The following is a 24,822-nucleotide window of genomic DNA, read 5'->3' as shown; positions in this document are numbered from 1 at the left end:
CAGGCGTGAATCATGTTGCCAATTTTTGCCATACACGACTATCCTGCTCGCATGAGCACCATGAACATCTCTCTGCCAGAAGCCCTGAAAAGCTTCGTTGACCAGCAGGTTGCCGGCCGTGGGTTTGGCACCAGCAGCGAGTATGTGCGCGAACTGATCCGCAAGGATCAGGACAGACAGCGTCTGCGCGGCCTGTTGCTTGAAGGGGGCCAGTCCGCACCGGGCGCCACGGCGGACGCCCCATATTTCGAGCGCCTGCGATCGCGTGTGCGCGGCGTCTGATCATCATGACGACCAGACGCGCGGTGCTGCGCGAGCAGGCCGAGCGGGATATTGATCGGATCATTGACGATTATGTCGGGAAAGCCGGAGGCGCTGTGGCGGACCGGTTTATCGGGGCGCTCGAAGAGGCGATGACCCTGATCGGGCAATATCCTGGCATCGGCTCGCCGCGTTGCGGGTATGAACTTGATCTTCCGGGGCTCCGCGCGCTCACTTTCCGGAACTGGCCGTTCGTGGTTTTCTACGTGGAGCGTGAGGACCATCTGGATGTCTGGCGCATTCTGCACGCCCATCAGGACATTCCGGGCTGGCTGCGAAATCCCGATGGGGACGACAGTTCGGAACAGTGACCGGATGAGGCCGAACCGATTCAGTGATCTTCCATGAGACTGGCAAGAATGTCAGCGGCATCGAGTCCGATGGCGGTCGTGATGTCGAGGAACTCGATCACGTCGATTCGGCGCTCGCCGGTCTCGTATTTTGCAACATAGGACTGGGGCTTGCCGAGCCGCTCCGCCAGTGTGGCCTGGGTCAGTCCCTTGTCGCGCCTTGCTGCGATCAGCAATTCCATGAGACGGTGCTGTCGCGGAGAGCGCAGCGATTTCGGCATAGGGTGCGGTTCCGGTTGAAACAGAGGAACCGTCCCAATAATCCCGTATCGGGATTATCCCATTTTAGGATATGATCTGCGGACCTGAAGGAAAGGGCAGGATCATGACGTCCCAACCCGAGAACGAAGCCGTTCCAGCCGATGAGGCACCGGACTGCCCACTGCTGACAGCGTATGACCATCTCCATCATGGCATCTATCTCCGCATCCTCGATGCCGAGGAAGCAGGCGCCGACTGGTGCGAGGTGGCGCGGATCGTGCTCGGCCGCGATCCGGTAGCCGACAGGGACGGCGCGCGGCGATGCTGGGACTCGCATATGGCGCGGGCGCGCTGGATGCGTGACACCGGCTATCGCCAGCTCCTGACCATTCCCGGCGGAAAGACGCCGCATTGAACGCTCCATCCGATTTCTTACACAAAGACCGCCGATTGCCGCACGGTTCCTGAATTACCTTGCCCCGCGCGTAGTTATTCCTCCTGACGGACGGATCATCCTGTCATGGAGGTCGTCATGTCCGCGTCCCGTGTGGCCTGGGGCCAGGTGATACTGGTCTTCACGATCATGTTGCTGTTCTGGTGGGCCGCGACCGAGTGGACCGCCTGGCGTCTCGGGTTCCAGCCTGAGCTTGGGGCGCCCTGGTTCATGCTCGGGCATCGCTGGCCTGTCTACGCGCCGCCGCTCTTCTTCTGGTGGTGGTATGAGTTCGATGCCTATGCGCCCGGCATCTTCGTGCATGGCGCGCGGATTGGTGTTGCGGGCGTTGTTCTGGCCGTCACCGTGGCCTTCGCCCTGTCGATCTGGCGGGCGCGGGCAAGGCGTCGGGTCGAAACCTATGGTTCGGCCCGCTGGGCCACCGCCCGCGATATTCGTGCGGCGGGATTGCTGGGCGAGAGCGGGGTCGTTCTGGGTAAATACCGCCGGGCCTATCTCCGGCATGACGGTCCCGAGCATGTGCTGTGCTTTGCGCCCACCCGCTCGGGCAAAGGGGTGGGGCTGGTCATTCCGACCCTGCTGACCTGGCCTGGTTCGGCCATCATCCACGATATCAAGGGCGAGAACTGGGAACTGACGGCGGGATTTCGCGCGACCTTCGGGCGCGTGCTGCTGTTCGACCCGACCAATCCGGCATCGGCCGCCTACAATCCGCTGCTGGAGGTCCGTCTGGGGGAATATGAAGTCCGCGACGTGCAGAACATCGCCGATATCCTGGTCGATCCGGATGGCGCGCTGGAGAGACGCAACCATTGGGAGAAAACCTCGCATGCGCTGCTGGTCGGCGCGATCCTGCATGTGCTTTATGCCGAAGCCGACAAGACGCTCGCCGGTGTGGCGAAATTCCTCTCCGACCCGAAACGGTCCATCGAGACGACCCTGTCCGCCATGATGCGGACGAATCATCTGGGGGAGAAGGGGCCACATCCCGTCGTGGCGTCCGCCGCACGGGAACTGCTCAACAAATCGGATAACGAACGCTCCGGCGTGCTCTCTACCGCCATGTCGTTTCTCGGGCTCTATCGTGATCCCGTCGTGGCGATGGTGACCAGAAGATGCGACTGGCGGATTGAGGATCTCGTATCCTCGGCGCGACCGGCCTCACTTTATTTCGTCGTGCCGCCTTCGGATATCAGCCGCACCAAGCCGTTGATCCGGCTGATGCTCAACCAGATTGGACGCCGTCTGACGGAAGATCTGGAGGCGGCGGCCAGACGGCGAAAGCTGCTTCTCATGCTCGACGAATTTCCGGCATTCGGGCGGCTGGATTTTTTCGAGAGCGCGCTGGCGTTTATGGCAGGCTATCAGATCCGGGCCTTCCTGATCGCCCAGTCGCTGAACCAGATCGAGAAGGCATACGGGCCGAACAATTCGATCCTCGACAATTGCCAGGTCCGCGTCAGCTTCGCGACCAATGACGAACGGACCGCCAGACGGGTGTCAGATGCCCTGGGCACGGCAACGGAGCAGCGGGATTCCACCAATTATGCCGGGCATCGCCTGTCGCCCTGGCTCGGGCACCTCATGGTTTCCCGGCAGGAAACTGCCAGGCCGCTCCTGACCGTGGGCGAGGTCCAGCAGTTACCCGACCATGAGGAACTGGTGATGCTGTCGGGCTGCCCACCGATCCGCGCCCTGAAAGTCCGTTACTATCAGGATCGCCGCTTTACCACGCGCATCCTGCCGTCCCCCGATCTGGCAACGTTGGTGCGGGACGGGAATCCCGCCATCGATGTGTGGTGTGGACGGGTGGTCGCAGAGGATATGCCGAGTGTGCCGTCGCCCCCGGATGCCGGATCCAATGCCGACGATACCGACGACGCCAACAGTGGCGTCCGCCGGGAGCCGGAGTTGCCCGAGCATGAGGATATTGCGCCTGAGCGGCCTGATCCGGCCGCCGAGTTCGAAATTCCCGACAGCGATCCCGAGGCCGAGGTGCAGCGCGCGGCGGAACTGCGCCGACAGGGGAACATCATCCGTCAGGCCGGCATGGATCGCAATGACGGTCTGGAACTGGGAGGAAACTGACCATGCACAAGCGCAGCCGACGCCTGAACGTCTATTTCGATCCCGATATCCATAAGCAGCTTGAGGCCCGTGCCGTGCGGCGGGATATTTCGAAATCCGCGCTGGTGGAGACGGCGGTGCTGTCGTTCCTGACGGACGATGCCGCGGAAAGACAGGAAGCCGCGACGTCGCGGCGTCTCGACCGGCTGTCGCGCCAGATGGCCGGGCTGGAGGAAGACGTCTCGATCATGGCCGAGACACTGACCCTGTTCATCCGGTTCTGGCTGACCAGCACACCACCGCTCCCGGATAGCGCCCGGGCCTCTGCTCGGGCCATGGGGCTGGAGCGGTTCGAGGGCTTCCTGACCGCGCTGGAGCGGCGGCTGGCGACGGGGGACCGATTCCTGCGCGACCGTCAGCGTGATGTCGCGGCACGACAGGATCCGTCGGGCACCGATCCCGCCTGAACGCTCCCAATTACATACGCTTTTACCGCATCCCGTGAAATCCTTGTTGCCAGCAGATAAATCCGCTCCCTTCTAATAATCCCCGTCGTCGTCCGGAGAGGCCGGATGATCCGTAAAGACGGGGATTCCCATGGCGGTTACACCGATTGAAAGTGGTGCCCGACAGCGCGGCATGTCCATGCTGCGCACGGCGATGGGACCGGCGATTGCGGGGCATCTCGCTGATCCTACCGTGGTCGAGGTCATGCTCAATCCCGATGGGCGGTTGTGGATCGACCGTCTGTCCGAGGGGCTGGGCGATACCGGCGACAGGGTTACGCCAGCCGATGCCGAGCGCATCGTGCGTCTCGTGGCCCACCATGTCGGGGCTGAGGTGCATGAAACAGCACCCCGTGTCTCGGCCGAGTTGCCAACCGGCGAACGGTTCGAGGGATTGCTGCCGCCCGTTGTGACCGCCCCAAGTTTCGCGATCCGCAAGCCCGCTGTCGCCGTGTTCACGCTCAATGACTATGTCGCAGCCGGGATCATGACCGATGCCCAGGCAGATTTCCTGCGGCATGCGGTCTCGGACAGGAAGAATATCCTGGTCGTAGGCGGGACCAGCACCGGCAAGACGACGCTGGTCAACGCTCTGCTGGCCGAGGTGGCAAAAACCGATGACCGCGTCGTCCTGATCGAGGATACGCGCGAACTGCAATGCACGGCGCCCAATCTCATAGCCCTGCGGACCCGTGAAGGCGTGATTACCCTTTCGGACCTTGTCCGCTCCGGTCTCCGTCTGCGCCCAGACCGTATTCCCGTCGGTGAGGTGCGTGGGGCCGAAGCCCTTGATCTGATCAAGGCATGGGGGACTGGCCATCCGGGTGGCATCGGCACGCTGCACGCCGGATCGGTATTGGCGGCCCTGTATCGTCTGGAACAGCTGATTCAGGAGGCGGTGGTCACGGTGCCACGCGACATGATCGCCGAAACCATCGATGTCATCGCCGTGCTGTCCGGACGCGGCACGGCACGCCGCCTGTCCGAACTGGCGGAAATCGACGGCCTCGATCCCGTGACGGGCGCCTATCGCATCCGTCCGGTCAGCCTCTCTTCTCCCGAAACATCCTGCTCTGCCAATGGAGAGTCATCATGATGCCGCCTTCACGTCTGCGCGCCGTCGTGTGCGCTGTCGCACGTTCTGACCGGCATGTGCCGGATCTGCGTGTGTTCGGAACCTCCATGCTGCTGTGGCTTGCTTTCGCGTCATCGGCATGGGCGTCAGGATCCAGCATGCCGTGGGAAACGCCCCTGAACGAGATCCTGGAATCCGTGCAGGGGCCGGTGGCCAAGATCATCTCGGTGATCATCATCACCGTGACCGGTCTGACCCTGGCCTTTGGCGAAACATCTGGCGGGTTCCGCCGCCTGATCCAGATCGTCTTTGGACTCAGCATCGCTTTTGCCGCGTCCAGCTTCTTCCTGTCGTTCTTCTCGTTCTCCGGCGGGGCACTGATCTGATGGTGGGATATGACGATGACGCGGTGCCGGGGTTCCATGTCCCGGTGCATCGCTCGCTGACCGATCCCATCCTGCTGGGTGGCGCGCCCCGTGCTGTCGCCATCGCCAACGGCACGCTGGCGGCGGCGATCGCGCTGGGCCTGCGGCTGTGGCTGATCGGAGCCGTCTTCTGGATCGTGGGGCATGGGCTCGCGGTCTGGGGGGCGAAGCGCGACCCTTTCTTCATCGAGGTAGGGCGGCGGCATCTGCGCTATCCCGCCTGGCTTCGCTCATAGGAAGGGGAGGGCCATGATGTCCCTTGGTGAATATCGCAGCCGTGCTGCCCTCCTGTCCGACTTCCTGCCATGGGCGGCGCTCGTGGAGAAAGGCGTGGTCCTGAACAAAGACGGCAGCCTTCAGCGCACGGCAAAGATACGCGGTCCCGATCTGGATAGCGCCACCCCTGCCGAACTGGTCGGTGTCACCGGGCGGCTGAACAATGCCCTGCGTCGCCTTGGCTCCGGCTGGGCCGTGTTCGTGGAAGCGCAGCGCGTTCCCGCCACGCTCTATCCCGAGAGCGATTTTCCGGATGCCGCTTCGCACATGGTGGACCTTGAGCGCCGGGAAGCCTTCGAAGATGAGGGCGCGCATTTCGAGAGCCGGTATTTCCTCACCCTGGTCTGGCTGCCACCTGCGGAATCTTCAGGGCGTGCAGAGCGTTTTCTCTATGAGGGCAGGGAACGGGGCGGCCCAGATCCACACGGCATGCTCCATGCCTTCGTGGATCGCAGTGATCGGCTTCTGGCGTTGCTGGACGGGTTCATGCCCGAAGCGGCGTGGCTGGATGACGGGGAGACCCTGACCCACCTGCACTCGACCATTTCGACCCGGAGCCAGCGCGTGCGGGTGCCGGAAATCCCGATGCATCTTGATGCGCTCCTGGTGGACCAGCCGCTCTCGGGCGGACTGGAGCCGAAACTCGGCGATGCTTTCCTCAAGACGCTAACCATCACCGGTTTCCCGTCGCGGACTTTCCCCGGAATCCTGGATGACCTGAACCGGCTGGCGATGCCGTATCGCTGGTCCACCCGCGCGATCCTGCTCGACAAGACCGACGCCACCAAGGTGCTGACGAAAATCAGGCGCCAGTGGTTCGCAAAACGCAAGAGTATCGCAGCCATTGTCCGAGAAGTGATGACCAATGAGGCATCAGTTCTCGTGGATAACGATGCCGCCAACAAGGCAGCCGATGCCGATCTGGCGTTGCAGTCGCTGGGCGCGGATGATGTCGGGCAGGCTTACATCACGGCCACGGTGACGGTGTGGGATGGCAGCGCCAGCATAGCGGCGGAAAAACTTCGCCTCGTCGAAAAAATCATCCAGGGGCGCGACTTCACCTGCATGACGGAAAGCCTCAACGCGGTGGAAGCGTGGCTGGGATCTCTGCCGGGGCATGTCTACGCCAATGTGCGTCAGCCCCCGATCTCGACACTGAATCTGGCGCATATGATTCCACTCTCAGCCGTGTGGGCCGGGCCGGAGAGGGACGGGCATTTCAGGGCAGCCCCTCTGTTCTACGGCAGGACGGCGGGTGCCACGCCATTCCGGTTCTCCCTGCATGTCGGCGATGTGGGTCATACGCTGATCGCAGGACCGACAGGCGCGGGCAAATCTGTCCTGCTGGCGTTGATGGCGTTGCAGTTCCGTCGCTATGCGGGATCGCAGATTTTTGCCTTTGATTTCGGCGGGTCGATGCGGGCCGCGACGCTGGCGATGAATGGGGACTGGCATGATCTCGGCGGTGGGCTGACAGACGCTGATCTGTCGGGAGAACAGAGTGGCAGTGTATCGCTCCAGCCGCTGGCGCGGATTGATGATCCGGATGAGCGAAAATGGGGCAGCGAATGGCTCGGCCAGATCCTTGTCGGAGAGGGCGTGGCGCTGACCCCGGAGGTGAAGTCTCACCTCTGGTCGGCCCTGAATTCCCTGGCATCATCGCCCACCCATGAACGCACGATCTCAGGTCTGGTAGCACTCCTCCAGTCCAACGCCCTGAAGCAGGCAATGGCACCATACTGCCTGGGTGGTCCCTATGGCCGCCTGCTCGACGCGGACGCAGAGCGGTGGGCGACGCCGATGTCGTGGTGTTCGAGACCGAAGGTCTGATCGGCTCGGGCGAGGCATCATCCGTGCTGTCCTATCTGTTTCACCGCATTGAGGGCCGTCTGGACGGCCGGCCGACGCTGCTGGTCATCGATGAGGGCTGGCTGGTCCTGGACGACGGGGACTTTGCCGGCCAGCTCCGGGAATGGCTGAAAACCCTACGCAAGAAGAACGCATCGGTAATTTTCGCCACGCAGTCCCTATCGGATATTGCCAATTCCCCGATCGCCCCGGCCGTAGTGGAAAGCTGCCCGACACGGATCTTCCTGCCCAATGAACGGGCGATCGAGCCGCAGATCGCGGTCCTCTATCGCGATTTTGGTCTCAACGACCGGCAGACCGCCATCATCGCTCGTGCGGCATCGAAGCGGGAATATTACTGCCAGACGCAGCGGGGAAACCGGCTGTTTGAACTGGGGCTCGGGCCGGTAGCACTTGCCCTGTGTGCGGCATCCGGCAAGGACGATCACCGGCTGATCGATGCAGTGCTGGCGAAACATGGCCGTCCCGGATTTCTCCCGGCCTGGTTTGAGGCGCGCGGTATAACGTGGGCTGCGGACCTTCTGCGGGAAGGATCTGTGTCATGAGGCAGGCGGTCTTTCTCTGCGGTACGGCGGCCCTGCTGTCGCTTGGCGTTCCACAGGCCCGGGCACAATGGGCGGTGTATGATGGAGCCAACCATGTCCAGAATGTTCTCATCGCGGCACGGACCCTCCAGCAGATCGATAATCAGATCACCTCGCTGGCCAACCAGGCACAGATGCTGGTCAATCAGGGACGTAATCTGGCGAGCCTGCCGCTTTCGACATTGTCATCGCTGCAATCGACGATTTCCCAGACTACGGCACTGCTCGCGCAGGCGCAGAACATTGCCTACAGCGTCCAGTCCGTCGAGCAGCAGTACCAGCAATCCTATACGTCGGTCTCATCGGGCATGTCCGACAGCGCCCTGTTCAGCCAGGCGCAGACAAGGTGGCAGAATTCCGTAGGCGGCTTTGAGGATGCCCTGAAACTGCAGGCGCGTGTTGTGGGGAATATTCCTTCCGACAGCAGTGCCATGACCCAGCTTGTTTCGGCCAGCCAGGATTCCACAGGTGCTCTGCAGGCGGCGCAGGCCGGCAATCAGCTTCTCGCGCTTCAGTCGCGCCAGTTGTCCGACATCCAGGCCGAACTCGCCGCCAACGGGCGGGCCACGGCGCTGGAGCGGGCGCGGAATGCGGCCACCGAAGTCGAGAGCGAAGCTCAGTATCAGCATTTTTCCCAATATAACGCCTATAGCCCGACTTCGGTTTCCATGTTCGGCAGTAGCGGGAACTGACCATCATGGCCATGAACGATGTCGGCGTTATCGATACCTTTCTGAACACCTTCACCACCACGATCGATACGGGCTTCGGTCTGGTGAAGGGGAATGTGATCTCGCTGGCAGGTACGCTGTCTGTGCTGGACATTGCTCTTGCTGGCCTGTTCTGGGCCTGGGCTGCGGATGAGGACATCATCCAGCGTCTGGTGAAGAAGACGCTCTATATCGGCTTCTTCGCCTGGGTCATCAACGATTTCGATGCGCTCTCGAAGATCCTCTTCGACAGTTTTGCGGCCCTCGGACTGAAGGTCGGCGGTGGCAGTCTGGCGCTGGGAGACTTCCTGCGGCCCGGTCGTCTGGCCTCCACGGGGTTCACGGCAGCGCAGCCGCTTCTGGACTCTGTTCACAATCTCCTTGGTCCGGTCGCCTTCTTTACCAACTTCATCCAGATATTCGTGCTGTGTCTGTCCTGGCTGATCGTGCTGGCGGCGTTCTTCATTCTGGCCGTGCAGCTTTTCGTGGCGCTGATCGAGTTCAAGCTGACCACGCTGGCAGGCTTCGTGCTGATCCCGTTCGCCCTGTTCAATCGCACCGCCTTTCTGGCCGAGAAGGTGCTGGGCAATGTCGTATCGTCCGGTGTGAAGATCATGGTGCTGGCGATCATTTCCGCCATCGCGTCGGTTCTGTTCGCCCAGTTTACGACGTCCTACGGCAGCGATGTGCCGACCATCGGCCAGGCCGTCTCGGTTGTGCTGGCGTCGCTTTCGATCGTCGGGCTCGCCATTTATGGCGGCAGCATCGCCAATGGCCTGATTTCCGGTGCCCCGCAGCTTGGTGCGGGCGCGGCAGTCGGTACCGGCATGGCGGTTGGCGCCATGGGGGCTGCCGCTGTTGCCGCGCCCGCTGCCGCAATTTCCGGAGGTGCCGCTGCGCTGGGCGCTACAGCTGCCGCCGCGCGGGGCGGGGCCGCGATCGCCGGGGCCGCCACCTCCGCCTATTCGGCTGGTGCTGCTGGCGCGTCTGGCGGCGCGGGCAGCATGACCGCCGGGATCGGCGGCATGGGCCGGGCTGTCGGTGGGAACGTCGCGAATGCCGTCAAAGGAGCGGCCTCCCGTGCCGGTTCATCCCTCAAAGAAAACTATGCCGCCGGTGGACGCTGGGCCGCACGCGGGATGGGCGGTGGAGAGGGTGACGAAACCGGTGGCAGCGGGCCGTTTCCATCAGGTGGGGGTGGTCCTGCCGGAGAAGGGGGTGGCCCCACGGGTGGCGGCCCTACCGGTGAGGGTCCATCTGGTGGAGATGGTGGCGGTTCCGGCGAACCGCCCCGCTGGGCGCAGAAGATGAAGCGCCGTAACGCAGCGACCCATGCCGCCGAGGCCGCCCATGTCATCCGCTCCGCCGACGGCGGGGGCGGATCTTCCTCAATCGATCTGTCAGAAAAGGAATGAGGACGATGTTCCGTCGCTCCACCACCCGCTACGGGACCACGCCCGAACCTGTGACCCCGTATCAGAAAGCCGCCCAGATCTGGGACGAGCGGATCGGCTCCGCCCGCATCCAGGCCCGCAACTGGCGGCTGATGGCGTTCGGGTCGCTATTCCTCTCGGCAGGGCTCGGGGCCGGGCTGGTCTGGCAGTCCGCGCGCGGCACCATCACGCCGTGGGTGGTGCAGGTGGACCGGCTGGGGCAGGCGCAGGTCGTGGCCCCCGCGACAGCGGGCTATATGCCCGCCGATCCGCAGATCTCCTGGTATCTGGCGCAGTTCGTCCACGACGTGCGCGCCCTGTCGTCGGACCCCGTTGTGGTCCGGCAGAACTGGCTGCGGTCCTATGATTTCACCACCACGTTGGGCGCCCAGGCGCTTAACGATTACGCCCGCCTCAACGATCCGTTCTCGCGCATCGGGCACGAGCAGGTCGAGGTGGACATCGCCTCGGTGATCCGGGCCTCGTCCGGCAGCTTCCGTGTGGCCTGGACCGAGCGCCATTACCGTGACGGCGCGTTCACCGGCACCGAGCGCTGGACCGCCATCGTCTCGGTCGTTCTGCGCACGCCGCGCGACGCTGATCATCTTCGGAAAAATCCTCTGGGCATCTACGTCTCCGCCATCAACTGGTCGAAGGAGCTGGGCCAATGATCCGTCGTGCTCTCCCGCTGCTGGTCCTGCCTCTGGCCGGATGCGCGCAGCATTACCATCCGCCGGTCATCCGGTACGATGATGCTGTTCAGGCCACGCGTCTGCCGGATCCGCCGAAACCGGTACAGGTCGTTGAAGTCCCGCAGCCACTTCCCCTGCCGGGCCAGCTCAAGCCGCTGCCATCACGACGCGTCACACATCCGGCCCCCGAAGTTGCCGATCCGACCGCGCGCGTGACGCAGGCCAATCTGGCGGCGCGCATTCAGCCCACGCGAGCCGGGTTTATCAACGCGGTGCAGGTCTATCCCTACAGCCCCGGCGCTCTCTATCAGGTCTATACTTCGCCAGGCGAGATCACCGACATCATGCTCCAGCAGGGGGAGAAGCTGGTCGGCACCGGGCCTGTCGCGGCCGGTGACACCGTGCGCTGGATCATCGGCGATACCGAAAGCGGGGCTGGGGCGACAAAGCGGATTCATATCCTGGTCAAGCCGACGCGGCCGGATTTGACCACCAATCTGATCGTCAATACCGACCGGCGGACCTATCTCGCCGAACTGCGCTCCACGCCCGCGACTTACATGGCATCGGTGTCGTGGGACTATCCCGAGGATGACCTGATCGCCCTGCATCGGCGGGACAGTGACGCTGATGATGCCACCCCTGTGGATGCGGGACTGAATCTCGACGCGCTGAATTTCCGCTATGCCATCAACCCGGTTAAAGGCGCCACACCGCCCTGGTTTCCGAGCCGGGCGTTCGATGACGGCCACAAGGTCTACATCGCCTTTCCGGCCGGCATAGGGCAGGGGCAACTGCCGCCGCTCTTTGTGCTGGGAGCCGATGGCGGCCCGGAACTGGTCAATTACCGGGTGCGGCAGAACTGGATGATCGTGGACCGGCTGTTCGCGGCCGCCGAACTGCGGCTGGGCGATAAGCATTCCGAGCAGCGGGTGCGTATCGTACGCACAGATGGCAGGAAGTCATGACCGACACGCAGGATCGTCAGGATGAGGGTGGGGACGTGTCGGCCGACGGAAGCGGATCGGGACCATCATCCTCGCCTTCTCCTCCCGATCTGCGCCTGCGGGCGGAACGGCCGCGCGTGGTGCGTCTTAACCGCACCGTGGTCTGGGCGCTCGGTGGGGCAGGGATGCTCGCCATTGGTCTCGCACTTGGCTACGCGCTGGAGAACAGCAGCCACAAAGCGCCACCCGCCGCCAGCCAGGACACGGATGTGCGCCCGTCCGCCGATGGGCTGACGGGGCTGCCCTCAGACTATGTCGGCAACGGCGTGCCGAAGCTCGGTCCTGCTCTGCCAGGAGATCCGGGATACACTATCCTGAAGGCACAGGAGCAGGGAAAGGCGGCGTCGGGTAGCGACGACCGGCGCGCGCAACAGGAAGTCGAGGCCGCGATCGCCAGCCGGCTGTTCGTGCAGACGGGGGAACGTGACCGCGCCGGCGAACAGACGATGCCGCCCGCGCCGGGCGCTCCTGCCACTCAAGGGCGGGCTTCCACCACGACCGGGCCACAGGCTGGGAACCTTGCCTTTCTGGAAGGGCAGCCCGACCGCGCGACGACCAGCCCGGACCGCATTGCGCCGCCTGCCTCACCTTATGTCCTCCAGGCGGGCACGGTGATCGCTGGCGCACTGAACACGAAAATCAGTTCCGATCTGCCCGGCCAGATCGTGGGTCATGTGACCCAGAACGTCTATGACAGCCCGACCGGTCGTTATCTGTTGATCCCGCAGGGCAGCACGCTGTTCGGAGCCTATAACAGCGGGATTTCCTTCGGGCAGCAGCGCACGCAGATCATCTGGACGCGACTCTTATACCCCGACGGCGAGAGCCTCGTGCTGGAGAAGCTGTCCGGTGGTGACGCCATCGGCCAGTCCGGCCTGTCTGACGAGGTCGACAATCATTGGGGCCAGCTTTTCAAAGCGGCCCTGGTGACCACGCTCCTCAGCGTCGGCTCCGAGGCGGGCACCAGCCAGAGCGAAAACAATCTGGCCCAGGCAATCCGCTCCGGCGCTAGCAACGGCTTTTCCATGGTCGGCAACCGGCTGATTGACCGAAGTCTCAACGTCCAGCCCACCCTGACCGACCGGCCCGGCCTGCCATTTACCCTGGTTCTGAATCGGGATCTGGTTGTGCGACCATGGCATGTAAAAGGAGAAACGGATCATGAGTGATCTGAAAATCAGTGCTCTGCCCGATGAAAAACCGGTTCGGCTTACAATCGATCTGCCCGCGTCCGTGCATCGGGATCTTCTGGCTTATGCGGACGCCATGAACGCCCTGCACCAGCAGAGTGTCACGCCACAGAAATTGATAGCCCCAATGATCGAGAAATTTATGCTCTCCGACAGGGCTTTTCTCAGATGGCGTCAGAAACGTTTGGGTCCTTCACCGTCCTCACCAGTTTAAGAAGCGTCTGGAGCGCTGGATTGTGGTTCTGGCGTGACCACAGGGCATGAAAGGTCAGGGTGATGGGATCACCTGCAAGAGGAAGCAGGCGCACGCCTGGAACCGACAGGCTTGTTGTCGCGGCCGAGGTCAGGGCCACCGCCCGGCGGCGCACGACATCGGTCAGCAGGGTGTCTCGCCCGACAATCATATGTTCGATCCGGGGTGGAGCGCCATGTTGTTCGAGATAGGGAAGGGCCTGCGCCATCAGCCACGATCCCATGCCCTCCCGGCGAACCAAAAAGGTATGATCCGCAAGATCGTTCCATGTCACGGCCTCCTGCATGGCCAGCCGGTCATGCTCGGACAGTGCCGCCATCATGGTTTCGGTCCACAAGGGCATGACGCACAGAATATCATGGGCCAGTGTCCGACGTGGTGGAATGTCAGGGGTAAAGGCAATATCGATCTCGCGTCGTCGCAGGCCGGAGATCAGCAGATCAGGGGCGAATTCGCCCGAGACCAGCCGGACATAAGGCGAATATTTTACGAAACGGTCGAGGATATTGCGCAGAAATCCTCCCGCGCTTGAGGACTGGACACCGACCATCAGCCTGCTTTCAGTGGTGACAGGAAGCAGGCGGGTGGGACGGAGTGCAAGGTCAATAAGACTGACCGCTTCGTTGATGACGGAGAGAAACTGCTGTCCCTCGTAGGTGACATGCACGCCGTTGCGGCGTTCAAACAGGCGGAAACCGATAATATCTTCAAGGGTGGCGATCCGGTTGCTGATAGCAGATTGTGAAATCCGTAAGGTTTCACCGGCCTTTCGGAAATTACGATGTTCCGCCACAGCGAGAGCCTCAACCAGCGAGGTAAGGGATATCTGGCCGCTGACGATCAGACGAAAGAGCAGATTCCGGTCGGTCTGCGCATCATTCTGGTGTGATCCCACTGGATATATCTCCGAACAGGTTTCTCCAGTTTCGCGAAAGTCTTGCGGGCGGAGAACGCATCCCACGCCAGTGGCCGTGTGATCTCACGGATAGTGCACAGCACCGTCTCTCGAGTTTGGCATGGATGGCCCCATGGATCTTGCCGGGGATAACCCATGATTGTTGCACGGGATGCCCTTCGGAAGTTGCAGCGATGCTGCCCCTCGACTTTGGCCTCGAGACGAGGGGCAATGCGTTGATTTTAAATAAGGAAAGTCGGTGTAGTCTCGGGCGGTATAATTTCACCAACTGTAGGAAAAATTACCATAAATGCGCTGAGCCTGACCGTAATAACACGTACCACCGCCGTAACCAGAACTGCACGATGTCACATACCGGGTGTTCGCAAGGTTCGAAATCGCCAACTGTGCACGCAAACCTTTCAGCAATGGCGAAGCATTTTCGAAATCATAGTGAGCACCAACATCAAACAGTAGATAAGATGGAACTTTATAACTATTTGCGTTGTCTGCATAAGTGCTTCCAATATAACGGATGCCGAAGTTCACCCCCAAACCATGAAATATCTTCCTAGGGAGAGTATAATCAGCAAACATGTTCACCATATGGCGGGGGAGTCCAGCAATGTACTTCCCCTGTTCACTCACAGTACCAAGATTGTTTCCAGCCATATCACGAAGTATTACACTTGTATCGCTTTTCGTGGCGCGAGTTTCGTTGAACGAATAGGAAGAAGATAGGCGCAAGTCTTTTGTGACGTTCGCGTGAGCTGACAACTCAACACCTTTCGAAGTAACCGTGCCGGCATCAGCTTCATAACCAGGACGTTCCATATCCGTGATCTGGTAATGATTTTCTTGAATATGATATGCCGCGGCCGTTAAGAAAACATTTGTGTGTGGGATCAAGTATTTCAATCCAGCCTCAAACTGCTTGCCATTTAAAGGCTTTGCTGCCTGTCCATTATACTGAAATGCTCCAGTCTGCGGTATAAATGATGTTGCGTAACTAAAATAAGGTGTAAGCCCGAAATCAAAATTATACGTTAAACCTGCTCTCCACGTGAATTTCGAATCAGATGGATTTTGTCGTTCATAAACATAGGGTTGTGTGACAACGCCATGCCCTGCATCTGTTTCATAATTATCGCCGGTAATTAAAGCATTTTTATAATTATACCAATCCTGCCGGCCTCCAAGAAGAACCGACAAGTGTCCGTATTTTATCTGATCTTGAAAATAAATACCGCTCTGATATTGCGTTTCTTTCATATTATCTAATTCTATATCATCGGGTCCATACAAACTATAATTCAAATGTGTGACGTAATATATGGGATCCCATACGTTTATGGCTCCCGCTCCACTCGTATCGTAAGCGATATTTTGTGCAATGGATATCCGCCTAAAGTCCATCCCTTCCACGAAGGTTTGTTTTACCGGACCGGTGTTCCAGTGTTCTATAAATCTACTGTCGAGTGCAACTGTGGCATCTCTGCTGTTTTGCTTCCATGCCCTACGACTAATATTGCCATTTTCTTGAATAGAACCAAATAAATATAAATTATTTATATGTGTAGACGAATCTTCATATCGGAATGTTTGTTGAAACTCTATGAACTTATTAAATTTATGTTGAAATTGATACTCGAAAGCCGCATCTCGTTCACCGCTGGTATTATATGCCGGGTCTCCAAGATAGAGAGACCTCGGAAGATAACCATGGGTGCCAGGTACTAACGAGCCAATACTTGGGTAGCCGGTATCCTGTCCATCTTCTGGCGTATACATATACTGCCCGATCAGAGTAAGGCTAGTCTTATCATCGATATCCCATTTTATAGACGGCAACACACCGACTCTTTTGTAATGGAGGTAGTCTGTTTGAGATCCTTGCGTAACACCTATTCCCGCTATTCTATATTTTAGATTTCCTGACTTCGTGATCTTATCACCCACATCAAACGTCGCTTCGTAACGTCCGTGATTACCAAATCCAACACTCACATTATGTACAGGTGTTTCTCCGGGTTGTTTTAAGCGCGTGGCAATCAGTCCACCAGGTCCAACTTGGCCATAAAGAACTGAAGCGGGGCCGTTAAGTGTTTCGACACGTTCGACAAAAGCCGTTTCACCTGCTGAACTAGAGCTAGACATGATACCGTCAACATACTGTGTAGCGGCAAATCCACGCATCATGACGGACCCGGTACCGTTAGCATTTCCTCCGGCAGTACTTACGTTCGCGGTCCCCAGTCTTTCAGCGTACACCCCAGGCATATAGCGTAGTGCTTCGTTCACTGTCTGAGCTTGTTGATCTAAAATTTCCTGTTTAGTTATGACATAAACTGAATTAGGGATTTCCGTAATCGGAGTATCCATTTTTGTCCCGGCTTCGGAGTAAGTTGCTACATAGCCGACACCGGGACCGATTGCAGCCTCATGTGCGTTTAAGCTACCGCCTACGCGCACGGGACCAAGCGTGATGTTGGCTGCCGCTTTTTGAACAATAATGACATTTCCACTTGTCCGGGGGCTTAGGCCAGTGCCACCGAGCAGGACATTCATAGCAGCGGTAGGTGTCATAGTTCCGCTGATACCCGGTGAACGCGCACTACGCGTCAGTTCACCCGCAGCGACAGTCTGGATATGCGTGATCTTTGAAAAAGCGGCGAGTGCTCCATCCAGCGATTGTGCCGGAATGGAAAAGGAGAAAGTTTGTTCGGTGGAGCTGACGGTAGCTGCTGCTTTGGCTTGCCCGATGCTGGCGACAATGCCGACCGAGCAGCAAAGAGACGTTGTCAGCAGCAGTCGCGCCATTCCGCACCGCGAGGGGAGGCACCTGGAGTGTGTATGAAATCCGCTCACCTGTTCTGGTTCCCTGTCATCTTCCGGGAATGCTTTCTTATATGAGAAGCATTCTCACTTGCATCTTGTTTGTGAAGACGACGGAACCCGGCACTTTCGGAAAATTTTTATGAATTTATTTTTTGTGATGTGAAAAAGAGTGCTGTCTGAGAGGTCTGTCCGGTGTCGGAAAGGGTATCTTGCTCTTGGATCAGGTCATAGCTGAGCGTGTCAAAGCTGGACGAAGAATCAGTAGAGGACGGTGACATAACGCGTGAAGCGTAGAATCCTGAGTCCAAATGCCTCGTGGAGGGCGTTCAGGGCTGTGTCTTCCTGACCGATGACGAACGTGCCGGAAACGGGCCTGTTACGCCCCTGAATGCTGGCGAGCACGAGCGTCGTGCTGCCATACCGGTTGAGTTCCGCGACGACTTCCGCAAGCGGCTTCTGACGGAAAACGAGGTTCCCCTTGCGCCATGCGCCAATGTCATCAGGATCAACTGCCTGTATGCCGCCAAGACCGCCTGTGCCGTAGGAGATATTCTGTCCTGCCGTTAGCCTGACGTGATCGGGGGGAGGGGGGCCATAGGCAACGTCAACCATACCCTCTTCCACTGCAATGTTTGTCTGTCCGTCCAGATATCTGAGATCAAAGCGCGTGCCGACATCGGTCACTCGGCCTTTGCCGGCAAGAACGTAGAACGGGTGCGCGCTATCAGGGTGGACGGAGAACCATACCTCTCCATGGAGTAGGGCGAGGCCTCGTCCATGTGTGTCAGGCAGGATCTTCAGGGCGCTATTCGGGCTGAGCGTTGCAACAGACCCGTCCGCCAATGTCACCGTTTTCTGTTCGCCTTGGCCAGAGCGGTAATCCGCCTGAAGCCAGTCACTCCACCCGCTGGACAGCATGGCGATGCAGGCGACGGCCAGACCAAGGCTGCCTAACGCCAGGGCCGAACGGCGTGAACTTCGGGGGCGTTGGATGGTGCTGCGCGCTGGCACTGGTGGTTTTTGCGCAAGCGTTATCCTGATGTCCGATGCAAAAGTCTGGATGTCTTCCCACGCCGCCTCATGGTCAGGGCTCTGTGCACACCACTTACGAAAAGCATCCCGATCTGCCTCGGTGACATTGTCTCCTTGCAAGCGATGATACCAGGCATTGGCCGCATCAAATGCGTCACCTGACGGTTCATTCCTGTTCTGCACGTTCAGATATCCAGTCGCCCAGAAGGCGGACATGCTGTCTCGTTTATTGTTTCCGCAGGTGTAACAGGCGACAGGTCGGGATACCATGATCCTGTTTGCGGTGACGCGTAAATGACTGTCACTGATGGTCGCGGGCGTACTGGCGGCAGGCTTTCATGGCGTCACGAAGATGATATTCGACACGGCGGAGGTCCATCCCTTTTTCTTCCGCGATCTGACGGTAACTGCGTCCCTCGAGATGGAAGCGGATGAAGATGTCACGTGTCTCGTCGGGGAGAGCGGCGATTGCTTCTCGCAAAATGGCCCTGCGCTGCTTTTCAGCATGCTGGACCTCGGCATCGGGAACGGGGCAGGGGAGATCGGGGGCTATACTTCCTCCATCCCGGTTGCGTTCACGTCTGATCCGACGGTTATAATCCAGCATGATGTTGGATGCCGTGGTGAAGAGAAGGTGTCCCGGATTGTTGACAGCCTCAGGTTTAGCCAGCCGACTGAGCCGCATGAACGCATCCTGCACCACGTCCGCAGCCTGTTCCGGATCCGCACATTTCCTCCTGGCAAGCGCCTCGACCTTTCGCTGTTCAGAGCGGAAAAGCGTTGTCAGAAGTATGCTCCAGGACGTCACGTGCTTGGTCCATTCATGTCATCGGTCATGACGGGTTTGGGTTGATCCGTAGAGACGAGCAGCATGTCAATGCGACTCATGCCTGTAACGCAAATGAGAAAAAGTCGCAATATTTTCATATTCCACAGTGCCGCAGGAAATGGCCGTCGCTTGGGATAAACCAGAATGTCTTGGTGCTATGGAACGGAGCGGCAAGCGATGTGATCCGCTTTGTTCGATGAAGTGACAGGCAGGCGTTTCAACGTATTATCTAAAAAAATTCAGGGCTCCGAGAAAAAAGCCGGTTTTTGATCGTCTTTGTTAGGTGAGGGAATTGTCGCGGACCGTTTGTGATCAGCCGGTCATCAGCGAAATATTCCCGATTTCCGACGCATACGAAGGCGCGTAGATGTAATGGACCCGGCAGAATTTTACGCAAAACAGAGTTGCGAATCACTATTACACGCACTTGTGAGCGCATGGTTTTCATGACCACCCGCACGCTTCGTCGCTGGTTCGTGATCCATAAATGGACAAGCCTGGTCTGCACGCTGTTCCTACTGATCGTCTGCGTGACCGGCCTTCCCCTGCTGTTTTCCGAGCAGATATGGGACACGTTCGTCGGCGACGATGACCCGCCCTATGAGGTTCTGCCGCCTGGTACGCCCAACGCCAGCCTGGATGTGATCGTCGAGAAGGCGCGGGCGCTCTATCCGGGGCAGATCGTCACCAGCGTCAACCCCGATGACGATGAACCGGCGGTGCTGGTCTCGATGGCTCCAAGCTGGCAGGCGCTCAAGGACGACGAAAATTACCCGGACCACCACTCCGGTCATTGGATCAAGTTCGACGCCCGCACGGCCAGGGTGCTGGAACAGTCGCGTCCCGCCGATGCGCCCAAGGAGCCGCGCACCTGGACCGGCATCATCATGGGCATCTGCAACCAGCTTCACACAAGTCTGTTTGCAGGACTGACAGGCCGCCTGTTTCTCGGCGCGATGGGCGGCGTCTTCGTCGCCTCGCTGGTGTCCGGCACGGTGCTTTATGGCCGGTTCATGAAGCGGCTGCCGTTCGGTTCGGTGCGTCGGGACCGGGCCTCGCGGCTGACATGGCTGGACCTGCACAACCTGCTGGGGGCCGCCACACTGGTCTGGGCGACTGTCGTGGGCTTCACCGGGCTGGTCAACGAACTCCAGACCCCGCTGTTCGGTCTGTGGCGCGTGACCGATGTGCGGCAGATTTTACGTCCCTACGCCAATCTGCCGGTACCCTCGCAGGACCATCTGTCCTCGGTGCAGGCCGCGTTCGATACGGCGGCAAAGGCAGCTCCTGGCAATGAGGTGACCGGCCTCTCCTTCCCCGGCGCCTCCTTCGGCAGCCCCGTGCATTACGTGCTGTGGACCCGGGGTGCGACCCCGCTGCGCGCCCGACTGTTCACCCCGGTTCTGGTCGATGCCCGCACGGGTGAACTGACCGGTGCCTATCCGATGCCATGGTATCTTCGCTTCCTCGAAATCTCCCGCCCCCTGCATTTCGGCGATTACGGTGGCATGCCGCTGAAAATCCTGTGGGCGCTGCTCGATGTGGTGGTGATCGGCGTGCTGGTCAGCGGTGTGGCGCTGTGGGCGGGCAAGCGCAGGATCGCCACCGACGCCCGACTGCGGGCTCTGGGTTACGATCTGGATGATGCGGACGACTTGCCTGCTCTGGTGGAGGGCACGCGATGAACGCCGTCTCTCCAGAAATCCCCACGCCATCCCTTCCTGTGTCGGCATCACGTCACCCCGTTGCCGTCTGGCCGTGGCCGATTGCACTGGGACTACTGACCATCTTCGGCCTGCTGTCCGCCCTGCTGGGCCAGCATGGCGTCTGGCTGGCCCTGTCCTGGGCTGCCCTCTCCATTCCCCTCATCGTGACGGTCGCCTGCGTCCTCCGGGCATGGTGCCGCACACCGTCTGTCAAAGGAGGTCAGTCATGACCCCGATCTCGTTCTCCCCGTGGGACATGTTCCTCAACGCTGGCCCCGTCGTCCGCTGCGTGATGATCCTGCTGGCCGTGGCCTCGCTGCTGACCTGGACCATCTTCATCGCCAAGTCGCTCGAACTGCTGCGCGTGCGGCTCAGGCTCCAGAAGGCCGAAAAAGCGCTGGAAGAGGCCAATACGCTGGACCTTGGCGAGGAATGGACACGGGGGAATTCGTCCATCGCCCACACGCTGGTCATGGCCGCCGAGACCGAGCGCAAACGCTCTGCCGACATTCCTGACGACAGCGAGGGGCTGAAGGAACGCATCGTCCTGCATCTCGAACGGCTGGAGGCGGCCGAGGGGCGCAGGCTCCTGCGTGGCACCGGCGTTCTGGCCACCATTGGCGCGACCTCGCCTTTCATCGGCCTGTTCGGCACGGTCTGGGGGATCATGACTTCGTTCACCGGCATTGCCGCCAGCAAGGCGACCAGTCTCGCCGTGGTCGCGCCCGGCATCGCCGAGGCCCTGCTGGCCACCGCCCTTGGTCTGGTGGCCGCCATCCCGGCGGTGGTGATCTACAACCATCTCGCCCGTCAGACCGCCTCGTGCCGCGCGCAGGTGGCGGATCTGACCGCGCTGGTGATGCGTCTGGTCTCGCGCGATCTAGGCCGCATGCAGGCGCTGACCGCCAGCGGGCAGGTGGTGCGGCTTGGCGCATCGCGCGATAGCCGCTCGGTGGCCGGGGAGTAGCGGCATGATCCGCATCCGCCATACCGATGAGAACCCGCATGAGGCGAGCGAGATCAATGTCACGCCGTTCATCGACGTGATGCTGGTGCTGCTGGTGATCTTCATGGTCACCGCCCCGCTGACCACGGTGAACGTGCCGGTGGACCTGCCATCCTCGACCGAGAAGCCCACGCCGCGCCCGGACGACCCTGTGTTCCTGACGGTGAAGGCCGATCACGGCCTGGCATTGGGAGAAGATGACATCACCATGGACGGTCTGGCAGGTGCCCTGGAAAGCGCCACCAAAGGTAACAGGGACGAACGGATCTTCCTGCGCGCCGACAAGACGGTGGATTACGGCACGCTGATGGGGGTGATGGATAAGCTTCGCACCGCCGGCTACCTCAAGGTCGCACTGGTCAACCTGCAGGGACAGGAGGAAGGCAGTGCATCTGGCACGACAACGGTGCCGACCGGTTCCACAACCTCGGGTAGTGATTCTGCCACGGCTCCCGCTGTAGGAGGCACCCCGTGAGCGGCACGGCTGACATGGCGGGTACAACACATCCTGCTGGCGTGACAGAGGAGACGGTCCCGCCATCCTTTGCCGAGTGGCAGAAAAGGCAGGCCCATCTGGCCCGGCGCCACGATGCACTCCGCTGGGGCCTGTCCTTCCTCGCCGTGCTCGCGGTCAGTGGCGGGGCGGTCTGGTGGATCATGCGCCTGCCGCCACCGGTCATGGCCGTGCCGGAACCGCCCCCAGCCGCGATTGCCATCGACATGGCCCCGGAACCTGTCTCGACACCGACGCCGCCGACGGATGCGCCGATCGGCCTGAAGCAGACCCAGTCCATTCCCGATCCGGCCCCGGTCGAGCCACCGAAGATCACTGCCCCGCCGTCGCCCGCGCCCAATCCGCCAGTTCCGGTGCCCAAGCCCGAGAAACCGCGCAAGATCGTCAGGAAGAGCAAGCCGGTGCCAATGCTCAAAAAGCCGATCCCGGACAAAACGCCGGCCGCCGAGGCCACAACCGCACCACCGTCCTCGGAAGCGCCGCCCGCGCCCACACAGGCGGCCCCCGCCCCCGGTTCGTCATCGGCCCATGCGTCACACGACCCAGTGACCTGGCAGGGTGCGCTGCTGGCGCAGCTTGAAAAGTTCAAGCGCTACCCAGCCGACGCCATGACCGATCATCAGGAAGGTGTTCCGACCGTCACCTTCTCCATGGACCGCAAGGGCCATGTGCTCTCGGTGACACTCGCCAGCAGCTCGGGCCATCCGCTGCTGGATCAGGAAGCCATAGCGCTCCCCAAACGCGCCCAGCCTCTGCCCATCCCGCCGGACAGTGTCGCAGGGGATCCCATCACCCTGACCGTGCCCGTCGAATTCTACATCCACCCCGACAGGAACTGAGGTTTCTGGCCATTCCCTTATTCTGATCGTGACAGGATCATCACCATGCTCGCCTTTTCCGAACACCGTCGTTCTCCGCCCGCCCTGAGCCAGATCCGTCCCGGCATGGGCGCCAGTCGCAGTGCGGTGCGCAAGCTTGAGGATCGCTGCCGGGAGGCGGGCGTGAAGATGACCGACCTGCGCCGGGTGCTGCTGCATGGCATCCTCGAAGCGGGCGCGGGGGCCACGGCCATCGAGATCTGGAAGACCCTGCGCACCATGACCGACGGCCATCCACCCAGCCAGGGCTCGATCCAGCGCAACCTGAACCTGCTCGTCGCCCGCGACATCCTGCGCCGCGACGTCTCGCCCGACCGGCTGTGGCATTACAGCATTGCGCCCGAACGCAAAGGCAGGCTGGCCGTCACCTTTGTCGAGGCGGGCACGGGACGGAAGATTCCGTGCCGGATGCCGGAAGTGGCGGCCCTGTTGCGCCGGGCCGCGGCTGAACACGGGCTGGCCGTGCAGGCCGCCGCCATTACCGTGACACCGGTACCGGCCACCGGGGATGCGGACATTCGCTGAGTGCTGAAGCATTTTTTTATCTAATCGGTGAAAAAATGCAGTGGCCGATCGTCTTTATAGACAGAGCCCTCCCGCAGGGACGGGACATCTTCCTTGAAATTCATCGCCTGGTTCGTCCGTCGCCCGGTAGCGACACTCCTGCTGCTGCTCTCCACCGTGCTGTCGGGCCTGATGGCGTTGCCCCATCTGCCGGTTTCGGACCTGCCCGATATTGACCTGCCGGTGATCTCGGTCTCAGCGTCAAATGCCGGCGGTTCGCCCGAGGTCATGGCCCGCACGGTGGCCGCCCCGCTGGAACGGTAAGGGATATCTGGCCGCTGACGATCAGGCGGAAGAGCATGTTCCGGTCGTTCTGCGCATCATTCTGGTGTGATCCCACTGGATATATCTCCGAACAGGTTTCTCCAGTTTCGCGAAAGTTTTTGGGGCGGGGAGCGCATTCCACGCCTGTTGCCGTGTAACCTCACGGATAGTGCACAGGAGCGTCCCTCGAGTTTGGCATGGATGGCCCCATGGATATTGCCGGGGATAACCCATGATTGTTGCATGGGATGCCCCTCGGAACTTGCAGCGATGTTGCCCCACGACTCTGGCATCGAGATGAGGGGCAACACATTGATTTTAAATAAGGAAAGTCGGTGCAGTTTTCGGCGGAAAAATTTCACCAATTATACGTTAAGTTCCCGTAAATTCGTCTACCCTGACCAAGGTAACATACAGTTTTTGAACATCTCGTTTCATAATATGTGTTGGCAAGATTAGACATTGCCACTTGTGCCGTTAATCCTCTCAAAAAAGGAATTGTCTGTCCAAAATCATAATGAACACCGGCATCAAATAAAATATAGGGTCGTGTCTTAAAAGACTCGACGTTATCCGTATACGTGAACCCAGTGTATCTAGAGGGTGTTATGTACTTTCGTGCGCGATTGGTTCAGTAATGCTGAATGACGCAAGCCCGCAAGCCGTATCCATCTGACGTATCAGACGAAGAATGGTCGTTGGTTGTCCCGTATCTGGTCCTGATGCGTGAAGACGCGGAACAGCGGCGCCATGACTTGCGCGAACTGTTCAACGGGTTGCGCTACGTGATCCGCTACGGGATTGCCTGGCGCGCGATGCCAAACGATCTGCCGCCGTGGTCGGCGGTTTATCAGCAGTCTCGTCGTTGGATGGATGCCGGCTG

27 protein-coding genes and 1 pseudogene are annotated in these 24,822 nt (G+C 60.2%); 23 read left to right on the top strand and 5 right to left on the bottom strand.

What is annotated here, in order from left to right:
* Positions 1-12 precede the first annotated feature (12 nt).
* Both HNW77_RS04965 and HNW77_RS04960 read left to right on the top strand, forming a co-directional pair.
* Positions 13-282 carry a ribbon-helix-helix domain-containing protein gene (locus HNW77_RS04965; protein WP_241694304.1) on the top strand — a complete coding sequence of 90 codons (270 nt, stop codon included), beginning with the start codon at positions 13-15 and terminating at the stop codon, positions 280-282.
* 5 nt (positions 283-287) lie between these two features.
* A complete protein-coding gene (locus tag HNW77_RS04960) occupies positions 288-632 on the top strand; it encodes a type II toxin-antitoxin system RelE/ParE family toxin (protein WP_172155803.1) in 345 nt (114 codons plus the stop codon).
* 20 nt (positions 633-652) lie between these two features.
* Here the strand turns inward: HNW77_RS04960 and HNW77_RS04955 are convergent, their stop codons facing one another.
* A complete protein-coding gene (locus HNW77_RS04955) occupies positions 653-853 on the bottom strand; it encodes a helix-turn-helix domain-containing protein (protein WP_241694303.1) in 201 nt (66 codons plus the stop codon).
* 143 nt (positions 854-996) lie between these two features.
* On the opposite strand from HNW77_RS04955, the gene HNW77_RS04950 reads away from it, so the two are divergent.
* The 13 genes and pseudogenes from HNW77_RS04950 to HNW77_RS04890 all read left to right on the top strand — a co-directional run bounded on the left by HNW77_RS04950 (position 997) and on the right by HNW77_RS04890 (position 13,374).
* Positions 997-1,287, top strand: coding sequence for a DNA -binding domain-containing protein (locus tag HNW77_RS04950; protein WP_172155801.1), 291 nt, complete (start codon positions 997-999; stop codon positions 1,285-1,287).
* A gap of 117 nt (positions 1,288-1,404) precedes the next feature.
* A complete protein-coding gene (locus HNW77_RS04945; RefSeq protein WP_172155800.1) occupies positions 1,405-3,414 on the top strand; it encodes a conjugal transfer protein TraG in 2,010 nt (669 codons plus the stop codon).
* Between the two features lie 2 nt (positions 3,415-3,416).
* Positions 3,417-3,860 carry a ribbon-helix-helix domain-containing protein gene (locus HNW77_RS04940; protein WP_172155799.1) on the top strand — a complete coding sequence of 148 codons (444 nt, stop codon included), beginning with the start codon at positions 3,417-3,419 and terminating at the stop codon, positions 3,858-3,860.
* A gap of 130 nt (positions 3,861-3,990) precedes the next feature.
* The gene (trbB, locus tag HNW77_RS04935; RefSeq protein WP_172155798.1) at positions 3,991-4,995 is read left to right on the top strand and encodes a P-type conjugative transfer ATPase TrbB; all 1,005 of its coding nucleotides are present in this window, start codon (positions 3,991-3,993) and stop codon (positions 4,993-4,995) included.
* Positions 4,992-5,360: a TrbC/VirB2 family protein gene (locus HNW77_RS04930; protein ID WP_172155797.1), complete on the top strand. Its 369-nt coding sequence runs from the start codon at positions 4,992-4,994 to the stop codon at positions 5,358-5,360. Before trbB ends, HNW77_RS04930 begins: the two co-directional genes overlap by 4 nt.
* Complete coding sequence (locus HNW77_RS04925; protein ID WP_172155795.1) at positions 5,360-5,635, top strand: VirB3 family type IV secretion system protein; 276 nt, start codon at positions 5,360-5,362, stop codon at positions 5,633-5,635. The genes HNW77_RS04930 and HNW77_RS04925 overlap by 1 nt, the downstream gene beginning before the upstream one ends.
* Before the next feature lie 13 nt (positions 5,636-5,648).
* A pseudogene (gene trbE, locus HNW77_RS04920) lies at positions 5,649-8,089 on the top strand (conjugal transfer protein TrbE).
* Positions 8,086-8,820, top strand: a complete 735-nt coding sequence (gene trbJ, locus HNW77_RS04915) for a P-type conjugative transfer protein TrbJ (RefSeq protein ID WP_172155793.1) — start codon at positions 8,086-8,088, stop codon at positions 8,818-8,820. Before trbE ends, trbJ begins: the two are co-directional and overlap by 4 nt.
* Before the next feature lie 5 nt (positions 8,821-8,825).
* The gene (gene trbL / locus HNW77_RS04910) at positions 8,826-10,253 is read left to right on the top strand and encodes a P-type conjugative transfer protein TrbL (protein WP_172155791.1); all 1,428 of its coding nucleotides are present in this window, start codon (positions 8,826-8,828) and stop codon (positions 10,251-10,253) included.
* 5 nt (positions 10,254-10,258) lie between these two features.
* Positions 10,259-10,942 carry a conjugal transfer protein TrbF gene (trbF, locus tag HNW77_RS04905; protein ID WP_172155789.1) on the top strand — a complete coding sequence of 228 codons (684 nt, stop codon included), beginning with the start codon at positions 10,259-10,261 and terminating at the stop codon, positions 10,940-10,942.
* Positions 10,939-11,931 (top strand): P-type conjugative transfer protein TrbG, encoded by a 993-nt coding sequence (trbG, locus tag HNW77_RS04900; protein ID WP_172155787.1) that lies wholly within the window; start codon positions 10,939-10,941, stop codon positions 11,929-11,931. The genes trbF and trbG overlap by 4 nt, the downstream gene beginning before the upstream one ends.
* Positions 11,928-13,139: a TrbI/VirB10 family protein gene (locus HNW77_RS04895; protein WP_172155785.1), complete on the top strand. Its 1,212-nt coding sequence runs from the start codon at positions 11,928-11,930 to the stop codon at positions 13,137-13,139. The genes trbG and HNW77_RS04895 overlap by 4 nt, the downstream gene beginning before the upstream one ends.
* Positions 13,132-13,374 carry a DUF2274 domain-containing protein gene (locus HNW77_RS04890; RefSeq protein ID WP_172155784.1) on the top strand — a complete coding sequence of 81 codons (243 nt, stop codon included), beginning with the start codon at positions 13,132-13,134 and terminating at the stop codon, positions 13,372-13,374. The genes HNW77_RS04895 and HNW77_RS04890 overlap by 8 nt, the downstream gene beginning before the upstream one ends.
* On the opposite strand, the gene HNW77_RS04885 is transcribed toward HNW77_RS04890, so the two are convergent.
* The 4 genes from HNW77_RS04885 to HNW77_RS04870 all read right to left on the bottom strand — a co-directional run bounded on the left by HNW77_RS04885 (position 13,325) and on the right by HNW77_RS04870 (position 18,986).
* Positions 13,325-14,308, bottom strand: coding sequence for a LysR substrate-binding domain-containing protein (locus HNW77_RS04885; RefSeq protein ID WP_172155782.1), 984 nt, complete (start codon positions 14,306-14,308; stop codon positions 13,325-13,327). The genes HNW77_RS04890 and HNW77_RS04885 overlap by 50 nt on opposite strands.
* 282 nt (positions 14,309-14,590) lie before the next feature.
* Positions 14,591-17,128, bottom strand: coding sequence for a TonB-dependent siderophore receptor (locus HNW77_RS04880; protein ID WP_172155780.1), 2,538 nt, complete (start codon positions 17,126-17,128; stop codon positions 14,591-14,593).
* Between the two features lie 276 nt (positions 17,129-17,404).
* Complete coding sequence (locus HNW77_RS04875; RefSeq protein ID WP_172155778.1) at positions 17,405-18,394, bottom strand: FecR family protein; 990 nt, start codon at positions 18,392-18,394, stop codon at positions 17,405-17,407.
* A gap of 85 nt (positions 18,395-18,479) precedes the next feature.
* Complete coding sequence (locus HNW77_RS04870; RefSeq protein ID WP_172155776.1) at positions 18,480-18,986, bottom strand: sigma-70 family RNA polymerase sigma factor; 507 nt, start codon at positions 18,984-18,986, stop codon at positions 18,480-18,482.
* Positions 18,987-19,453: 467 nt separating this feature from the next.
* On the opposite strand from HNW77_RS04870, the gene HNW77_RS04865 reads away from it, so the two are divergent.
* From HNW77_RS04865 to HNW77_RS04825, 8 genes are all read left to right on the top strand, one after another.
* Positions 19,454-20,692, top strand: a complete 1,239-nt coding sequence (locus HNW77_RS04865; RefSeq protein ID WP_172155774.1) for a PepSY-associated TM helix domain-containing protein — start codon at positions 19,454-19,456, stop codon at positions 20,690-20,692.
* Complete coding sequence (locus HNW77_RS04860) at positions 20,689-20,943, top strand: hypothetical protein (RefSeq protein ID WP_172155772.1); 255 nt, start codon at positions 20,689-20,691, stop codon at positions 20,941-20,943. The genes HNW77_RS04865 and HNW77_RS04860 overlap by 4 nt, the downstream gene beginning before the upstream one ends.
* A complete protein-coding gene (gene exbB / locus HNW77_RS04855) occupies positions 20,940-21,680 on the top strand; it encodes a tonB-system energizer ExbB (protein WP_172155770.1) in 741 nt (246 codons plus the stop codon). Before HNW77_RS04860 ends, exbB begins: the two co-directional genes overlap by 4 nt.
* A 4-nt stretch (positions 21,681-21,684) precedes the next feature.
* A complete protein-coding gene (gene exbD / locus HNW77_RS04850) occupies positions 21,685-22,194 on the top strand; it encodes a TonB system transport protein ExbD (RefSeq protein WP_172155768.1) in 510 nt (169 codons plus the stop codon).
* A complete protein-coding gene (locus tag HNW77_RS04845) occupies positions 22,191-23,072 on the top strand; it encodes an energy transducer TonB family protein (RefSeq protein ID WP_408886763.1) in 882 nt (293 codons plus the stop codon). Before exbD ends, HNW77_RS04845 begins: the two co-directional genes overlap by 4 nt.
* A 45-nt stretch (positions 23,073-23,117) precedes the next feature.
* On the top strand, positions 23,118-23,636 hold the full coding sequence (locus HNW77_RS04840; protein WP_172155766.1) for a Fur family transcriptional regulator: 519 nt from the start codon (positions 23,118-23,120) through the stop codon (positions 23,634-23,636).
* Positions 23,637-23,729: 93 nt separating this feature from the next.
* The gene (locus HNW77_RS04835; RefSeq protein WP_241694302.1) at positions 23,730-23,939 is read left to right on the top strand and encodes an efflux RND transporter permease subunit; all 210 of its coding nucleotides are present in this window, start codon (positions 23,730-23,732) and stop codon (positions 23,937-23,939) included.
* A gap of 644 nt (positions 23,940-24,583) precedes the next feature.
* Positions 24,584-24,822 (top strand): transposase (locus HNW77_RS04825; protein ID WP_172155764.1); only part of this gene is annotated, 239 nt, incomplete at its 3' end.

The organism is Komagataeibacter melomenusus (assembly GCF_013155395.1).
GTDB lineage: Bacteria > Pseudomonadota > Alphaproteobacteria > Acetobacterales > Acetobacteraceae > Komagataeibacter > Komagataeibacter melomenusus.
Note: the sequence above shows the minus strand (reverse complement) of the source record. Positions and strands in the feature narration are given on the sequence as shown.

Bases quoted from the DNA above. Each gene is read 5' to 3' on its own strand.
- trbB (WP_172155798.1), top strand. From the start codon at position 3,991: ATGGCGGTTACACCGATTGAAAGTGGTGCCCGACAGCGCGGCATGTCC.
- HNW77_RS04840 (WP_172155766.1), top strand. From the start codon at position 23,118: ATGCTCGCCTTTTCCGAACACCGTCGTTCTCCGCCCGCCCTGAGCCAG.
- trbL (WP_172155791.1), top strand. From the start codon at position 8,826: ATGGCCATGAACGATGTCGGCGTTATCGATACCTTTCTGAACACCTTC.
- HNW77_RS04895 (WP_172155785.1), top strand. From the start codon at position 11,928: ATGACCGACACGCAGGATCGTCAGGATGAGGGTGGGGACGTGTCGGCC.
- HNW77_RS04875 (WP_172155778.1), bottom strand. From the start codon at position 18,394: ATGTCCGCCTTCTGGGCGACTGGATATCTGAACGTGCAGAACAGGAAT.
- HNW77_RS04925 (WP_172155795.1), top strand. From the start codon at position 5,360: ATGGTGGGATATGACGATGACGCGGTGCCGGGGTTCCATGTCCCGGTG.
- HNW77_RS04930 (WP_172155797.1), top strand. From the start codon at position 4,992: ATGATGCCGCCTTCACGTCTGCGCGCCGTCGTGTGCGCTGTCGCACGT.
- HNW77_RS04955 (WP_241694303.1), bottom strand. From the start codon at position 853: ATGGAATTGCTGATCGCAGCAAGGCGCGACAAGGGACTGACCCAGGCC.
- trbG (WP_172155787.1), top strand. From the start codon at position 10,939: ATGATCCGTCGTGCTCTCCCGCTGCTGGTCCTGCCTCTGGCCGGATGC.
- HNW77_RS04940 (WP_172155799.1), top strand. From the start codon at position 3,417: ATGCACAAGCGCAGCCGACGCCTGAACGTCTATTTCGATCCCGATATC.
- HNW77_RS04890 (WP_172155784.1), top strand. From the start codon at position 13,132: ATGAGTGATCTGAAAATCAGTGCTCTGCCCGATGAAAAACCGGTTCGG.
- HNW77_RS04880 (WP_172155780.1), bottom strand. From the start codon at position 17,128: ATGGCGCGACTGCTGCTGACAACGTCTCTTTGCTGCTCGGTCGGCATT.
- exbB (WP_172155770.1), top strand. From the start codon at position 20,940: ATGACCCCGATCTCGTTCTCCCCGTGGGACATGTTCCTCAACGCTGGC.
- HNW77_RS04860 (WP_172155772.1), top strand. From the start codon at position 20,689: ATGAACGCCGTCTCTCCAGAAATCCCCACGCCATCCCTTCCTGTGTCG.
- HNW77_RS04945 (WP_172155800.1), top strand. From the start codon at position 1,405: ATGTCCGCGTCCCGTGTGGCCTGGGGCCAGGTGATACTGGTCTTCACG.
- trbJ (WP_172155793.1), top strand. From the start codon at position 8,086: ATGAGGCAGGCGGTCTTTCTCTGCGGTACGGCGGCCCTGCTGTCGCTT.
- HNW77_RS04865 (WP_172155774.1), top strand. From the start codon at position 19,454: ATGACCACCCGCACGCTTCGTCGCTGGTTCGTGATCCATAAATGGACA.
- HNW77_RS04950 (WP_172155801.1), top strand. From the start codon at position 997: ATGACGTCCCAACCCGAGAACGAAGCCGTTCCAGCCGATGAGGCACCG.
- exbD (WP_172155768.1), top strand. From the start codon at position 21,685: ATGATCCGCATCCGCCATACCGATGAGAACCCGCATGAGGCGAGCGAG.
- trbF (WP_172155789.1), top strand. From the start codon at position 10,259: ATGTTCCGTCGCTCCACCACCCGCTACGGGACCACGCCCGAACCTGTG.
- HNW77_RS04960 (WP_172155803.1), top strand. From the start codon at position 288: ATGACGACCAGACGCGCGGTGCTGCGCGAGCAGGCCGAGCGGGATATT.
- HNW77_RS04965 (WP_241694304.1), top strand. From the start codon at position 13: ATGTTGCCAATTTTTGCCATACACGACTATCCTGCTCGCATGAGCACC.